The 13,866-nt window shown below is 74.0% G+C and carries 15 protein-coding genes; 7 read left to right on the plus strand and 8 right to left on the minus strand.

Annotated features, from left to right (window positions below):
• Position 1: 1 nt before the first annotated feature.
• Entirely contained in the window at positions 2 to 934 is a 933-nt protein-coding gene (locus tag ABUL08_RS20190; protein ID WP_350931494.1) for a DMT family transporter, read from the minus strand.
• Between the two features lie 99 nt (positions 935 to 1,033).
• Between ABUL08_RS20190 and ABUL08_RS20195 the strand changes: the two genes are divergently transcribed.
• Entirely contained in the window at positions 1,034 to 1,744 is a 711-nt protein-coding gene (locus tag ABUL08_RS20195; RefSeq protein WP_350931495.1) for an HAD family hydrolase, read from the plus strand.
• 9 nt (positions 1,745 to 1,753) lie between these two features.
• Here the strand turns inward: ABUL08_RS20195 and ABUL08_RS20200 are convergent, their stop codons facing one another.
• Entirely contained in the window at positions 1,754 to 2,287 is a 534-nt protein-coding gene (locus tag ABUL08_RS20200) for a hypothetical protein (RefSeq protein ID WP_350931496.1), read from the minus strand.
• A 19-nt stretch (positions 2,288 to 2,306) separates the two neighbouring features.
• On the minus strand, positions 2,307 to 3,176 hold the full coding sequence (locus ABUL08_RS20205) for a PhzF family phenazine biosynthesis protein (protein WP_350931497.1): 870 nt from the start codon (positions 3,174 to 3,176) through the stop codon (positions 2,307 to 2,309).
• 33 nt (positions 3,177 to 3,209) lie between these two features.
• Between ABUL08_RS20205 and ABUL08_RS20210 the strand changes: the two genes are divergently transcribed.
• The 3 genes from ABUL08_RS20210 (at position 3,210) to ABUL08_RS20220 (ending at position 6,312) form a co-directional block, all read left to right on the plus strand.
• Positions 3,210 to 4,496, plus strand: a complete 1,287-nt coding sequence (locus tag ABUL08_RS20210; RefSeq protein ID WP_350931499.1) for a magnesium transporter MgtE N-terminal domain-containing protein — start codon at positions 3,210 to 3,212, stop codon at positions 4,494 to 4,496.
• A complete protein-coding gene (locus ABUL08_RS20215) occupies positions 4,489 to 5,091 on the plus strand; it encodes a DUF1003 domain-containing protein (protein ID WP_350931500.1) in 603 nt (200 codons plus the stop codon). Before ABUL08_RS20210 ends, ABUL08_RS20215 begins: the two co-directional genes overlap by 8 nt.
• 72 nt (positions 5,092 to 5,163) lie before the next feature.
• Positions 5,164 to 6,312, plus strand: coding sequence for an Mrp/NBP35 family ATP-binding protein (locus ABUL08_RS20220; protein ID WP_350931501.1), 1,149 nt, complete (start codon positions 5,164 to 5,166; stop codon positions 6,310 to 6,312).
• Between the two features lie 160 nt (positions 6,313 to 6,472).
• On the opposite strand, the gene ABUL08_RS20225 is transcribed toward ABUL08_RS20220, so the two are convergent.
• Together ABUL08_RS20225 and ABUL08_RS20230 are read right to left on the minus strand one after the other, a co-directional pair.
• Complete coding sequence (locus tag ABUL08_RS20225; protein WP_350931502.1) at positions 6,473 to 6,895, minus strand: Sec-independent protein translocase family protein; 423 nt, start codon at positions 6,893 to 6,895, stop codon at positions 6,473 to 6,475.
• Positions 6,896 to 6,967: 72 nt separating this feature from the next.
• Positions 6,968 to 8,290 carry a S1C family serine protease gene (locus ABUL08_RS20230; RefSeq protein WP_350931503.1) on the minus strand — a complete coding sequence of 441 codons (1,323 nt, stop codon included), beginning with the start codon at positions 8,288 to 8,290 and terminating at the stop codon, positions 6,968 to 6,970.
• 284 nt (positions 8,291 to 8,574) lie between these two features.
• Here ABUL08_RS20230 and ABUL08_RS20235 point away from each other — a divergent pair, with 284 nt between their 5' ends.
• Positions 8,575 to 9,195, plus strand: coding sequence for an O-methyltransferase (locus ABUL08_RS20235; RefSeq protein ID WP_350931504.1), 621 nt, complete (start codon positions 8,575 to 8,577; stop codon positions 9,193 to 9,195).
• 43 nt (positions 9,196 to 9,238) lie between these two features.
• Here ABUL08_RS20235 and ABUL08_RS20240 read toward each other — a convergent pair whose 3' ends face one another.
• Both ABUL08_RS20240 and ABUL08_RS20245 read right to left on the minus strand, forming a co-directional pair.
• On the minus strand, positions 9,239 to 10,708 hold the full coding sequence (locus tag ABUL08_RS20240; protein WP_350931505.1) for a leucyl aminopeptidase family protein: 1,470 nt from the start codon (positions 10,706 to 10,708) through the stop codon (positions 9,239 to 9,241).
• A gap of 143 nt (positions 10,709 to 10,851) precedes the next feature.
• On the minus strand, positions 10,852 to 11,019 hold the full coding sequence (locus ABUL08_RS20245) for a DUF3117 domain-containing protein (protein WP_007455245.1): 168 nt from the start codon (positions 11,017 to 11,019) through the stop codon (positions 10,852 to 10,854).
• Between the two features lie 190 nt (positions 11,020 to 11,209).
• Between ABUL08_RS20245 and ABUL08_RS20250 the strand changes: the two genes are divergently transcribed.
• Together ABUL08_RS20250 and ABUL08_RS20255 are read left to right on the plus strand one after the other, a co-directional pair.
• Entirely contained in the window at positions 11,210 to 12,028 is an 819-nt protein-coding gene (locus ABUL08_RS20250) for a PaaX family transcriptional regulator (protein WP_350931506.1), read from the plus strand.
• A 4-nt stretch (positions 12,029 to 12,032) separates the two neighbouring features.
• Positions 12,033 to 12,824, plus strand: coding sequence for an enoyl-CoA hydratase/isomerase family protein (locus tag ABUL08_RS20255; RefSeq protein ID WP_350931508.1), 792 nt, complete (start codon positions 12,033 to 12,035; stop codon positions 12,822 to 12,824).
• Between the two features lie 262 nt (positions 12,825 to 13,086).
• On the opposite strand, the gene ABUL08_RS20260 is transcribed toward ABUL08_RS20255, so the two are convergent.
• Positions 13,087 to 13,839 (minus strand): SDR family NAD(P)-dependent oxidoreductase, encoded by a 753-nt coding sequence (locus tag ABUL08_RS20260; protein WP_350931509.1) that lies wholly within the window; start codon positions 13,837 to 13,839, stop codon positions 13,087 to 13,089.
• Between the last annotated feature and the right edge of the window lie 27 nt (positions 13,840 to 13,866).

Here is a 13,866-nt window from a genome sequence, read left to right on the forward strand (position 1 = left end):
GTCAGTCGGCGGGGACGGGGACGGGGCGGCGGGGGGTGCGGGCGCCGGAGAGGACGACGACGGCGACGCCGGCCAGCAGGAGCGCCAGGCCGGGCAGGGCCAGGAGGCGGGGCAGCTGGCCGAGCCAGGCCCAGGCGATCAGGGCCGCGCCGGGGGCCTCCAGCAGGATCAGCACGCTGACCGTGGTGGCGGAGATCCGGCGCAGCGCGTAGTTGAACATCGAGTGGCCGAGCAGCTGGGCGCCGACCACCAGGCCGAGGATGGCCAGCCAGGTGTTCCGGTCGTAGCCGTGCAGGCGTACGCCGCCGACCAGGCAGACCAGCAGCAGGATCGCGGCGCACACCCCGTAGCAGATGGTGGTGTAGGTGGTGGTGCTGATGGTGGCGCGGGCGCGTTCTCCGAAGGCGGTGTAGACGGCCGCGAACATCCCGCCGGTGACGGCGAGCAGGTCGCCGGCGAAGGCCCGGCCGGAGGCGCCGAAGTCGGCGCCGGTGGCCAGCACCGCGCCGAGCACCGCCACGGCGATGCCGGCCCAGACCGCCGTGGGCAGGCGCCGGCCCTGCCAGCGGGCGATCAGCCCCTGCCACACCGGCTGGGTGGCGCCCAGCGCGGTGGCCGCGGCGACCGAGGTGAGCTGCGCGCTCGGCATCCAGGTGGCGAAGTGCGCGGCCAGCGCGACCCCGGAGAGTACGCAGTAGAGGCCCTCCCGTCGGCCGGCGCCCACGGTCAGCGCGCGGAACTCGGCCCGTCGCCGGGCCAGCGAGAACGGCCCGAGCACGGCGACCGAGAGCAGGTTCCGCCAGCAGGCGATGGCGAGGGCGGGCGCGGCGGCGAAGGCGATCAGCGGGGCGGACGACGAGACGGCCGCGACGGCGAGCACCACGACGCCGGTGGTCAGTGGGTCCAGGGGCGGACGGTGCGGAGCGGAGGACACGGAGAGCAATCCTCACACGCCACGGAACGTCAGCGTTCCGTTACGATCATCGACGTCCGCGCCGGCGATCCTCCCCTCGACGCCCGGAGGCGCTCCCCCATGCCCAGGTTCCAGGCCGTGCTCTTCGACTTCTTCGGCACGTTGACGTGCTCCGTCCAGCGCGGCGCGGCCCACCGGTCCACCGCCGAACTGCTGGGCTGCCCGGCGGACACCCTGACCGAGGTGCTCGACCGCACCTACTACCAGCGGGCCACCGGTGCGCTCGGCGACGCCGAGGCGACGCTGCGCTGGGTCTGCGCCCAGGCCGGCGTGCACCCCACCGACGGGGCCGTACGCGACGCCGTCGCCTCCCGGCACCGGGCCGTACGGGCGGACACCCGGCTGCGGGCCGAGGCGGTGCCGGTGCTGGCCGCGCTGCGCCAGCGGGGCGTACGGACCGGGCTGATCAGCGACTGCACCCACGAGCTGCCGGCGTTCCTGCCGCAACTGGCGGTCGCTCCGCTGCTGGACGTGCGGGTCTTCTCCGTCCAGCAGGGCCGCTGCAAGCCGGACCGGGCGCTCTATCTGGCCGCGTGCCGGCTGTTGGGGCTGGACCCGGCGGACTGCCTCTACGTGGGTGACGGCGGCAGCCAGGAACTGACCGGCGCGGAACGGGCCGGCCTGACCGCCGTCCGGTTGGTCGCTCCGGACCTGGCCGAACACATGGTCTTCAACGCCGACCGGTCCTGGTCCGGCCCGGTGCTGCACTCCCTCACCGAACTCCTCACCCTCGTCGTCGACGCCTCCGACCGGGCAGCGGTCCCCTGCTGACGCACCGGGTCAGCGGCGGCGGACCCGGTGCAGCCGGAACGGCTTGCGGGTGGCGCGTACGACGGGAGCGTCCCGCGGCTCCTCGGCCTGCGCGTCGGCCGGCAGGTCGGCCCCGGCGACCGGGGTGCCCGCCGGGGCCAGCCGGTTCACCGCGCAGCCGTCGGCCGCCCACCGCTGCACCAGGGCCGAGCTGGGCCCGGGGGCGTTGAGCCGCTTCGCCGCGACCAGCGGCGCGGCGGTGTCCCACTCCTCGGTGCCGGGGAGCAGCCGGGTCACCCGGGCGGGCCAGGTGACGATCCGCCCACCGTGGTCGCCGCGGAGGGTCACCTGCGCCTCGGTGGCGTCGGCGAGACCGGGGGCGGACTGCTCGCCCGGGCCGGTCACCACCAGCAGCGTGCCGTCCAGCGGGAGGCACCACAGCGCGTACGCCGGCCCGCCGGCCACCGCCACCCACGCGACGGCGGCCTTCTTGACCGCCTCGTCCACCAGCGGCGTGGCGACCCGCTCGTCCACCTCGTCAGTCACCCCGGCATCCTCCCGCATTCCCGACCGCCCCGGGACCTCAGCCGACGAAGGGCGGGACGGTGATCTCGCCCCGGGCGATCGGCACCACCTGACCGGCCACGGTCGCACCGACGACCGCGCCGTCGGCGGCGGTCACCGTGCAGGCCAGCACCGACGGCCGGTGGATCTCGATGCCCTGGTGGACCGTGTACGCGGAGTGCCCGTCGCCGGGGAGCTGCCCGCTGGCGACCAGCCACACGCCGAGCCCGAGGGCGGCGGAGCCGGTGGCCGGGTCCTCCGGCACACCGAGTCCGGGCACGAAGACGCGGGCGTGCGCGGTTTGCGCGGTGGGCTCCCAGGAGAAGACGCTGACGTGCTCCACGCCGTACCGTTCCGCCACCGCCGGGTTCACCTTGGCGCGGGCCACGGCGTCCGGGTGCACCGAGAGATAGGGGAACTCCAGTCCGCAGCCGGCCACCCGGGGTGCCGGCCCGGCGTGGTCCGCGACGGTGAGACCGACCAGCTCCAACAGCGGCTCCGGGTCGAGTTCGGGGCCGAGGGTGGGCGGGCCGCCGGTGAGGGTGGCCCCGGTCGGGGTGACCTCGATCGGCAGCACCCCCGCACCGCACTCCTGGGTGATCTGCCCCACACCGAACATCCCGCGCCGGCTGGCGGTGACCGCCGCGCCCACACTCGGGTGCCCGGCGAACGGCAGTTCCTCCACCGGGGTGAAGATCCGCGCCCGATATGTCGCACCGACCTGTGTGGGCGGCAGCACGAACACCGTCTCGGAGAGGTTGAACTCCAGCGCGAGCGACTGCATCTGCTCGGTCGCGAGCCCTTCCGCGCCGAACACCACGGCCAGCGGGTTGCCGGCGAACGGGCGGTCGGTGAAGACGTCCACGATCTCGTAGGCCAAGGTCGACATGTTGATAAACAGTAGGCGCTTAGGCTGGTCGACGTGAGTACGCCGAACCGGGTCTACATAGCCAGACTCGCCGGAGTCGCCGTCTTCGATCCGAACGGTGACCAGGTGGGTCGGGTTCGTGACGCGGTGGCACGACTCCGGCCCACCCAACGCCCGCCGGAGGTGGTCGGGCTGGTCGCCGAGATGCCGATGCGGCGACGGATCTTCCTCTCCATCAACCGGATCACCTCCATCGAAGCCGACGCCGTCGTGCTCGGCAGCGGAACACTCAATCTGCGCCGGTTCGAGAAGCGCCCCAACGAGCTGCTGGTGCTCCAGGAGCTGCTGGACCGGCGGGTGCAGCTCGATCCGGGTGGGCAGCCCGGCGCGGTGGTCGACGTGGCCATGGAGTGCAACCGGGGCGGCGAGTGGTCGCTGAGCCGGGTCGCGGTCCGCGAGCAGACCGGCCGGCTGACCCGCCGCGGCCACCTGCACCAGGTCGAGTGGGACCGGGTGCGCGGGCTCAGCGGCATCGCCGACAACCGGGGTACGGCGAACCTGCTGGCCGTGCTGGAGGACATGCGCCCCGCCGACCTGGCCAACGCCCTCCAGGACCTGCCCGACGCCCGGCGCAACGAGGTCGCCGCGGCGCTGGACGACGAGCGCCTCGCCGACGTGCTGAGCGAGCTGCCCGAGCACGACCAGGTGGAGATCCTGGCCGCGCTGGACCGGGAACGCGCCGCCGACGTGCTGGAGGAGATGGACCCGGACGACGCGGCCGACCTGCTCAACGAGCTGCCCCCGCCCGAGCAGGACGTGCTGCTCGACCTGATGGAGCCGAACGAGGCCGACCCGGTCCGGCAGCTGCTGCGCTACGCCTCCGGCACGGCGGGCAGCGTGATGACCTCCGAGCCGGTGATCATGCCGCCGGACGCCACGGTGGCGGAGGCGCTGGCCCGGATCCGGGAGGAGCAGCTCTCCCCGGCGGTCGCCGCGCAGGTCTTCGTCACCCGCGCCCCGATGACCACCCCGACCGGCCGCTACCTGGGCATGGTGCACTTCCAGCGGCTGCTCCGCGAGCCGCCGGCCGACCTGCTCGGCGGGGTCGTGGTCAACGACATCGACCCGCTCCGGCCGGCCACCCCGCTGCCGGAGATCACCCGCCGGATGGCCACGTACGACCTGGTCGCCATGCCGGTGGTGGACCGGAGCAACCGGCTGGTCGGCGCGGTGACCGTGGACGACGTGCTGGACCACTCGCTGCCGCGCGACTGGCGGGACCGGGACGCGCTGACCGGCGGGGCGACCGCCGACGAGACGATGGACGGCGCGGATGACTGACCAGCGGCGGGCCGAGCGGTTGGACCAGCCGCGCGAGCCCCGGGGCGTCAAGCTGCCCCGGTTCGACCCGGAGGCGTTCGGGCGCTGGTCCGAGGGGATCGCCCGGGGCATGGGCACGGCGAACTTCATCGTCTACATGACGGTGGTGATCGGCGCCTGGTTCGCCTGGAACACCCTGGCCCCGCCGGACCTGCGCTTCGACCCGTACACCTTCACGTTCCTGACCCTGGTCCTCTCCCTCCAGGCCTCCTACGCGGCCCCGCTGATCCTGCTCGCGCAGAACCGGCAGGCGGACCGCGACCGGGTGTCGCTGGAGGAGGACCGGCGGCGGGCGACCATGCAGAAGGCCGACACGGAATACCTGGCCCGGGAGATCGCCGCGCTGCGCATCGCGATGGGCGAGGTCGCCACCCGAGACTTCCTCCGCTCCGAGCTGGCCCGGCTGGCGGAGGAGCTGGACGAGGCGGCGCAGCGCCGGCAGCGGCTGGAGCGGCGGCAGCAGGAGCGGGCCGCCCGGGGCGGCGGCGAGCCGCTCGACGAGCCCCGGGACGAGCTGGACGACGACTTCGCCCGGGACGGCCGGCCGGAGGGCTGACGGCCCATCGATTCGCTCACACCGGGCCCGGTCAGCGCGGTGGCCGATCACCGCCGACGTAGCATTGCCGGCATGTCCGCACCTGTCAGCACCGTCTCCGACGCGATCCAGGCCGCGCTGGCCACCGTCAACGACCCGGAGATCCGTCGGCCCATCACCGAGCTGGGCATGGTCCGCTCCGCCGAGTTCGGCGACGACGGCGTGGTCCGGGTGGAGCTGCTGCTCACCGTGGCCGGCTGCCCGCTGAAGGACAAGCTGCGCACCGACATCACCACCGCCGTGGCGGCGGTGCCCGGGGTGACCGGCGTCGAGATCGAGTTCGGCGTGATGAGCCCCGAGCAGCGCCAGGAGCTCCAGTCCAAGCTGCGCGGCGGCGGCGCCTCCCAGGAGCCCGTCATCCCGTTCGCCCAGCCCGGCTCCCGCACCCGGGTGTACGCGGTCGCCAGCGGCAAGGGCGGCGTCGGCAAGTCCAGCGTCACGGTCAACCTGGCCGCCGCGCTGGCCGCCCGGGGGCTCTCCGTCGGCGTGGTCGACGCGGACATCTACGGCCACTCGGTGCCCCGGATGCTCGGCGCGGACGGCGCCCCCACCCGGGTCGAGGACATGATCATGCCGCCGCAGGCGCACGGCGTGAAGGTGATCTCGATCGGCATGTTCACCCCGGGCAACGCCGCCGTGGTGTGGCGCGGCCCGATGCTGCACCGGGCGTTGCAGCAGTTCCTCGCCGACGTCTACTGGGGCGACCTGGACGTGCTCCTGCTCGACCTGCCGCCGGGCACCGGCGACATCGCCATCTCGGTGGCCCAGCTGCTGCCCAACGCGGAGATCCTGGTCGTCACCACCCCGCAGACCGCCGCCGCCGAGGTGGCCGAGCGGGCCGGCGCGATCGCCCTGCAGACCCACCAGCGGGTGGTCGGAGTCATCGAGAACATGTCCTGGCTGGAGCTGCCGGACGGCTCGCGGATGGAGGTCTTCGGCGCCGGTGGCGGCGAGGCCGTCTCCGAGTCGCTGAGCCGGACGATCGGCGCGCAGGTGCCGGTGCTGGGGCAGATCCCCCTCGACACCCGGGTTCGGGAGGGCGGCGACGCCGGCACCCCGGTCGTGCTCTCCGACCCGGACGCCCCCGCCGCCAAGGCGCTCTACCAGGTCGCCGACCGCCTCGCGGTGCGCCGCGAGTCCCTCCTCGGCAAGCCCCTCGGCCTCAAGCCCGCCGGCCGCTGACCCCCGGGGCCGCGTCCCGCACCCCGCGCCCCGCACCCCGCGCCCCGCGTCAAGATCCGCCCAGTTTCACGGAAAGAGTGGCCTCCCCGAGCCGGGAGGCCACTCTTTCCGTGTTTGTGTGCCTTCCACACGCCGCGCGGGCGGCGCCGGGGCCGGTGGGTCAGGTGGCGTCGTCGTAGCTGGTGCGGGGGGCCGGGGCGGTGCCGCCGCCGGTGGCCGTCGCGGGGCGGGACCCGTTGGTACGCAGGTCGGCCGCGTTGGCGACGTCCTTCAGCTCGTTGTGCACGCCGGTGACGTCCGCCCGGAGGTTGTCGTACATGCCCTGGAGCGGCTTCCGGATGGCCTGCTCGTCCTCCTCGCTGAGCAGGTGCTTCCGGATGAACGCCTTCGGGTGCAGGTCCTCCAACTGGATGTCGGTGCCCAGCTCACGGCTCAGGTCGCCGGTGGCGTTACGGGCCATGGCGCGCAGGTTGCGGACCATCCGGAGACCATCGTTGATCACGGTGGGCAGCCGGTCCCCGAAGATCAGCAGCGCCAGGAGCAGCAGCGCCCCGATCTCCCACCAGTTCAGGTTGTCCAGCACCTCGGCCTCCTCGTGGCTGTCAGGGCAAGACTACGCACGTGGGAGGGGTCACCGGGAGGGGGTGACGGGTGCTCACTTCGCGTCTGCGGCGAGGGTCACCGAGGCGTTCTGCCGGCTGGATCCCCGCCGGTACTCGACGGTCACCACCGAGCCGGGCGCGTACTTGCGGACCAGGGCGACCAGGTCGGTGGGCTCGCTCAGCGGGTGCCCGTCGAGCCGCAGCACCACGTCGCCGGTCTTCAGTCCGGCCGCCGCCGCCGGGCCGGACGGCTCCACGGCGTTGAGGCGTACGCCGGCGCCGGCGGCCGTGCCGAGACCGCCCACCTGGGCGCCGATCACCGTACGGCGGGCCTTGCCGGTGCCGATGATGTCCTGGGTGACCCGCTTGGCCTGGTTGATCGGGATGGCGAAGGCGAGCCCGATGTTGCCGGCCTCCTGCCCGTCGGCGACCAGCGACTTGATCGTCGAGTTGACCCCGACGACCCGGCCGGCGGCGTCGACGAGCGGGCCGCCGGAGTTGCCGTGGTTGACCGCCGCGTCGGTCTGGATGGCCGCGTAGTAGCGGGTCGGGCCGCCCGGCTCGCCGGCCTGCATGGTCCGGTCCAGGGCGCTGACGATGCCGGCGGTGACCGTGTTCGCGAGCGAGAGCGGCGAGCCCATGGCGAGCACCGGGTCGCCCACGGCGAGCGCGTCCGAGTCGCCGAACTCGACCGGCTTGAGTCCACCCCGGGACACCTTGATCACCGCGATGTCGGACTCCGGGTCCTGCCCGACCACGGTGGCCGGGGCGGTGCTGCCGTCGTTGAAGACCACGGTCGCCTTGCCGGTGCCGCCGGCGACGACGTGGTCGTTAGTGACCACGTGCCCGTCGGCGCTGACGATGAAGCCGGAGCCCTCACTGATCCCGCCGAGGCTGGCCACCCGCACGGTGACCACGCTGGGCAGGACCCGTTCGGCGACCCCGGCCAGCGACTCCGGCTTGCGCTGGGCCAGCGCGGGGGCGTCGGCGGGGCGGGCGCCGAGCACCGTGGTGGCGCCGCTGCCGCGCAGGAAGGCGTACGTCAGGGCGCTGCCGAGCGAACCGGCGAGCAGGGCGGTGATCAGCGAGACCAGCACCACCTGTCGCAGCCTCGGCCGGTTCGGGGCGTCCGGGTCGCTCACCGGCTCCGGTTCGACGCCGCCGCCGGGAGCCACCGGCACCACGACGGCGGCCGGTGCGTTCGGGTCCCGCCACGGGTCGGCCAGCGCGTCGGACCACCAGGGCGAGGCCGTCGTCCCCCCGGCGCCGTGCGGCGAGCCCACCGGTGGCGCTCCGGGCGACGGTCCGCCCGCCGGTCCCGGGGTCCCGCCGGGCTGGCGCCAGTCCCAGCCGTCGGTCACGTCCGTGCCTCCCACTCCGTCCCGCCTCCCGTGCCGCGATGGGCGACCGCGTCACCGGGATACCGTCCAGGATTGCACGGATACCCCGGAGGGGGTCAGCGGTTGCGTGCCGTGATCCACGACGGGCCGACTCGCGGCTGCGCGCGTGGGGGCTCGGCTCTACGCTCATAGCGCCAACCCGCCCCTCGCCTCGACCACTCCAGCCCGGCGCGTCCGACACCGCGCCGCGACCGGGAGCGGTCGGCACCGACACCGCCCGGAGGTGTCCCATCGCCACGGTCGCCAGTTCCGGCAACCCGATGGCCCAGGCCCAGCAGTTCGCCGAGTCGTACGTCACCGAGGACCTCGTGCTGCGGACCGCCCGCAGCCTGGCCCGGGAGGTGGGCGTCGACGCGGTGACCCCGGGGGCCGGCGCGGCCCTGCGGCTGCTCGCCGCCGCCGGGAACGCCCGTGCGGTGGTGGAGATCGGCACCGGCACCGGGGTCAGCGGTGTCTGGCTGCTGCGCGGGATGCGCGCCGACGGGGTGCTCACCACGATCGACGTGGAGGTGGAGCACCAGCGGATCGCCCGACGGATCTTCGTCGAGGCGGGCTTCGCGTCGGGGCGTACCCGGATCATCACGGGCCGGGCCCTCGACGTGCTGCCGCGGCTCGCAGACGGCGCCTACGACCTGGTCTTCGTCGACGCCGAGGCGACCGGCTTCACCGCCTGCGTGGACGCCGCGCTGCGGCTGCTGCGCCCCGGCGGCGTGCTGGCGCTCAACGGCGCGCTGGCCGGCGGGCGGATCGGCGACCCGGCCGCCCGCGACGTCGAGACGGTCACCGTCCGGGAGGCGATCAAGGCGATCCGGGAGTCCGAGCACTGGATCCCCGCGCTGCTGCCGGTCGGGCACGGCCTGCTCGCCGCGGTGAAGTGCTGACCGGTCCGACCCGCGCCGTCGGGCGCGCGGTCGGACCGGACGGTCAGAGCGTCGCCAGCCAGCGCAGCAGTCCGCGTACGCCCCAGCCGGTGGCGCCCCGGGTCAGCTCGGCGTCGTCCCCCTCGCACCAGGAGGGGGCGGACATGTCGACGTGCACCCAGCGGTCCCGCAGGTCGCCGGTGAACTCGCGCAGATAGAGCGCCGCGGTCACCGAGCCGGCACCCGCGGCGGGGCTGCTGTGCAGGTCGGCCAGCTCGCTGCCGAGGTATTCGACGTAGTCGGCCGGGAGCGGCATCCGCCAGGCGTGCTCCCCGGCCGCCTCGACGGCGTCGAGCAGGTCGGCGGCGAGCTGGTCGTTGTCGCTGTAGAGGGCACCGTGCCGCTTGCCCAGCGCGATCGCGTTCGCGCCGGTGAGGGTGGCCAGGTCGACCAGCACGTCCGGGTTCAGCCGTTCGACGGCGTACGCCATCGCGTCGGCGAGCACCAGCCGACCCTCGGCGTCGGAGTTGGTGGTCTCGCTGGTCACGCCACCGTAGTGGCGGACGATGTCGCCGGGGCGGAACGCCGACCCGCTGACCATGTTCTCGGCCAGGGGGGCCAGCGTGGTGATCCGCACCGGCAGCCGCAGCGCGGCGGCGCCCAGGGTCGCGGCGACCACGGCGGCGGCGCCGGCCATGTCCTTGCGCATCAGCTTCATCGCCTCGACCGGCTTGATCGAGATGCCGCCGGTGTCGAAGGTGATCCCCTTGCCGACGAGCACCACGTGGGTACGCGCGTCGGCCGGCCGCCAGTCCAGCTCGACCAGGCGGGGGCCGCTGGCCGAGCCACGGCCGACGGCGAGGATGCCGCCGAAGCCCTCGGCCTCGAGTTCGTCGGGCTCGCGTACCCGCAGGTGCAGGTCGGGTTCCCCGGTGACGGCCGTGGCCACCTGCTCGGCGAACCACTGCGGGTTCTTCACCGAGGAGGGGGTGTTGGTGAGGTCGCGGGCCAGTCGGGTCATCTCGGCGGTGGTCCGGGCCGCCGCCAGGGTGGAGGCGAGCGCCGCCGGGTCGTCCACCACGAGGTCCACCTCGGCCAGCGCCGGGGTGTCGCCCGCCTCGGTCAGCCGGAACCGGTAGGAGCCGAGCAGCAGCCCCTCGACCAGACCGCGGACCGCCGCCGCCGGCTCACCCGGGAGCAGCAGCGTGACATGTGTCTCATTCTTGGCGGCCCGGGCGAGCGCGGCCCCGGCGGTGCGCCAGCCCGCCTCGTCGGCCGCGCCGACGCCGAGCAGCAGCAGCCGCAGCGGGGTGCCACCGGGGCGCAGGTGCTCGCGTACGTCACCGGCACGACCGGTGAGCCGGGTCGCCGGCAGGAGCGCGGTCGCCTCGGCCCGTACGTCGTCGGCGGGGGCCGCAACGGTCGGTACCAGCTCGGCCGGGACGTCCGCGTCCTCGGCGCGCCCGGTGGGACGGATGGGCAGGACGAGGGTGTCGAGCCGTTCGGGCCCGCTCAGCAGACGGATGGCCAGCACGCTGGACCGTACCTCCAGAAAAGGTCTCGAAGCGGCGCAGCTCGCCGCTTCCGACGCCGATGAAGACCCTGAGCCACCGGCGGGGCCGGTGGCTCAGGGCAGGACGAACCGCCGCACGGCATGCCGCGCGGACCGCTCCTCGATCAGCCGGCGGCTGCCTTCAACGCGTCACCCAGAGCGTTGGCCTCGTCGGGAGTCATCTCGACGACGAGCCGGCCACCACCCTCCAGCGGGACCCGCATCACGATGCCCCGGCCCTCCTTGGTGACTTCCAGCGGACCGTCGCCCGTCCGCGGCTTCATCGCCGCCATGTTGTCTCCCCTCAGACCTACACCAGGGTCGGTGGGTTGCCCCACAGCCACTTCGCCATAACCACCCGCAGCCATCGCGGGGGTGTCGACCAACGATTTTCCCTGATGAACACCGCCGGACCCAAACCGAAGCAGCATTGATGTAACAGCATCTAGCTTATCTTGGATAGGCCTGTCACAATGTGCGGTCATGCAGGCACGGTCGGCACTCTTCGACCTGTACGGCGACCACCTCCGGGCGAGGGGTGGCCGCGCACCGGTCGCCGCCCTGGTCAAGCTACTGGCACCGCTCGGGATCGCACCACCGGCCGTGCGCACCGCGGTCTCCCGGATGGTCCGCCAGGGCTGGCTGGACCCGCTCCGGTTGGCCTCCGGACCGGGATATTCGATCACACCGAAAGCGGCGCGGCGACTCGACGAGGCGGCCGCCCGGATCTATCGCACGGGCCGGGTCAGCTGGGACGGTCGCTTCGACCTCCTGGTGCTGGAGGCCCCCGCGTCCCGCCGGGACCGCCAGCGGCTCGCCGCCAACCTCACCTTCCTCGGCTACGGCACGCTCGACGACTGCAACTGGGTGGCCACCCGCCCCGGCGAGGACGTCGACATGCTGCTCACCGAGGCGGGGGTGCGCTACGAGCGGTTCACCGCCGCCCACGTCGCCGGCACCCCCGGCGCGATGGGGGTGGTCCGCCGGGCCTGGGACCTGGCCGAGATCGGCCGGGCGTACGAGGGGTTCGTCGCCGAGCAGAAGCCGCTGCTGGCCGGGGTGACCGTCCGCAGCAGCGACGAGGAGGCGTACGCGGCCCGGTTCCGGCTCGTGCACGCGTGGCGTACCTTCCTGTTCCGGGACCCGCAGCTGCCACCGGCGCTGCTGCCCGAGCGCTGGCCGGGCACCAGCGCGGCCAGTTTCTTCGACCGGCACGCCGCCCGGCTCCGGCCGGCCGCCGACCGGTACGTCGAGCAGTGCCTCGACGCCAGCCACCGCCTCGCCCGACAGAAGGGTCGTTGAACACGTGACCGAGCCGCTGCTCGTCGACCGCACCGATGCCGTCGTCACCCTGACGCTGAACCGCCCGACGGCGATGAACTCGCTCGACGTGGCGCTCAAGGAGGCGCTCCGGGACGTCCTGGCCGAGCTGGAGACCGACAAGTCCTGCCGGGCCGTGGTGCTGGCCGGCGCGGGCGGCTCGTTCAGCGCCGGGCAGGACCTGCGCGAGCACGTGCAGACCCTGGAGAACGCCGGCGGGGACCCGCTGGCCACGGTCCGGGCCCACTACAACCCGATCGCCGCCCGGCTGGCCAACCTGCCCAAGCCGGTGGTCGCCGCCGTCCGGGGCATGGCCGCCGGGGCGGGCGCCTCGCTGGCCTACCTGGCCGACTTCCGGATCGGCGGGCCGAAGACCCGCTTCCTGATGGCCTTCGCCGGGGTCGGGCTCGCCGCCGACACCGGCGCCTCCTGGACGCTGCCCCGGCTGGTCGGCCACGCCAAGGCCGTCGAGCTGCTGATGCTCGCCGAGCCGGTGGGCGCCGAGGAGGCGTGCCGGCTGGGCCTGCTGACCAGGCTGGTCGACGACGACGAGCAGGTGCTGCCGACCGCGCAGGAACTGGCCGCCCGGCTGGCCGCCGGCCCCACCGTCGCGTACGGGGCGATCAAGCGGCAGCTCTCCATCGCCGACGCCGGCACCCTCGCCGACGCCCTGGCCGCCGAGGCGCAGGCCCAGTCGATCTGCGGCGCCACCGCCGACCACCGCGCCGCCACCACCGCCTTCCTCAACAAGCAGAAGCCCGTCTTCGAAGGCCGCTGACCCACCCACCCCCTGACGCCCACCACCCGCCGAGATCGCGCACCCACCACCCGCCGCCGGGCACCCGCCGCCCGCCGAGATCGCGCAGATTCCCGGAAAGTGTGGTCATTCCGCGCCGGATGGCCACACTTTCCGGGAAACAGTCGCCACGCTCGGCCGCGGAGCGGCGTGGAGTGGGGCGGCCCGGCGCGGAGTGGGGCGGAGTGGCGCGGCGCCGAGCGTGGCGGAGCGGGGCGGAGCGGCGTGGCGCGGGGTGGGGGTGTCAGCGGGCGACGTAGCCGCCGTCGATGGGGATGGTGTGGCCGGTGATCCAGGCGGCGTCGTCGGAGGCCAGGAAGGCGACCACGCCGGCCACGTCGTCCGGGGTGGGGATGCCGGGCTTCGGGTTGAACGACTCCATCTGGCGGCGCATCTGGGCGGGGTCGGGCGCGGTGTCGATGAAGTGCTCGACCAGCGGGGTCATCACCACCGTCGGCGCGACCGCGTTGACCCGGACGTTGCGGGCCGCGTACTCGATCGCCGCCGACCGGGTCAGGCCGACGATGCCGGCCTTGGTGAAGGTGTACGGCGAGATGTTCTCCTGAGCGGCCAGCGCGGTGGTGGAGGAGGTGTTGACGACCGAGCCGCCGCCGCCGTGCAGCAGCGCCTCGATGCCGTACTTGAGGACGAAGAAGACGCCGTCGCCGTTGATCCGGCGGACCCGCTCCCAGTTCTCCACGTCCATCTCGTGCAGCGGCTGCTGTCGGCCGTCGATGCCGGCGTTGTTGAAGATGACGTCGATCCGGCCGTACCGCTGCATGGCGTCGGCGATGCCCTGCTCGACGGAGACGGCTTCGCCGGTGTCCACGGTCACCGCGTACGCGTCGGGCAGCCCGGCGGCCACCTGCTCGGCGCCCTCGATGTTGATGTCCGCGATCACCACCTTCGCGCCCTCGGCGGCGAACCGCCGGGCGGTCGCCGCGCCGAGCCCGGACGCCCCGCCGGTGACGAACGCGACTCTGTCCTGGAAGCGCATCGGACCCCCTCGCGCGGCCGGCCCGCG

It is taken from the genome of Micromonospora sp. CCTCC AA 2012012 (assembly GCF_040499845.1).
Taxonomy (GTDB): Bacteria; Actinomycetota; Actinomycetes; order Mycobacteriales; family Micromonosporaceae; genus Micromonospora; species Micromonospora mangrovi.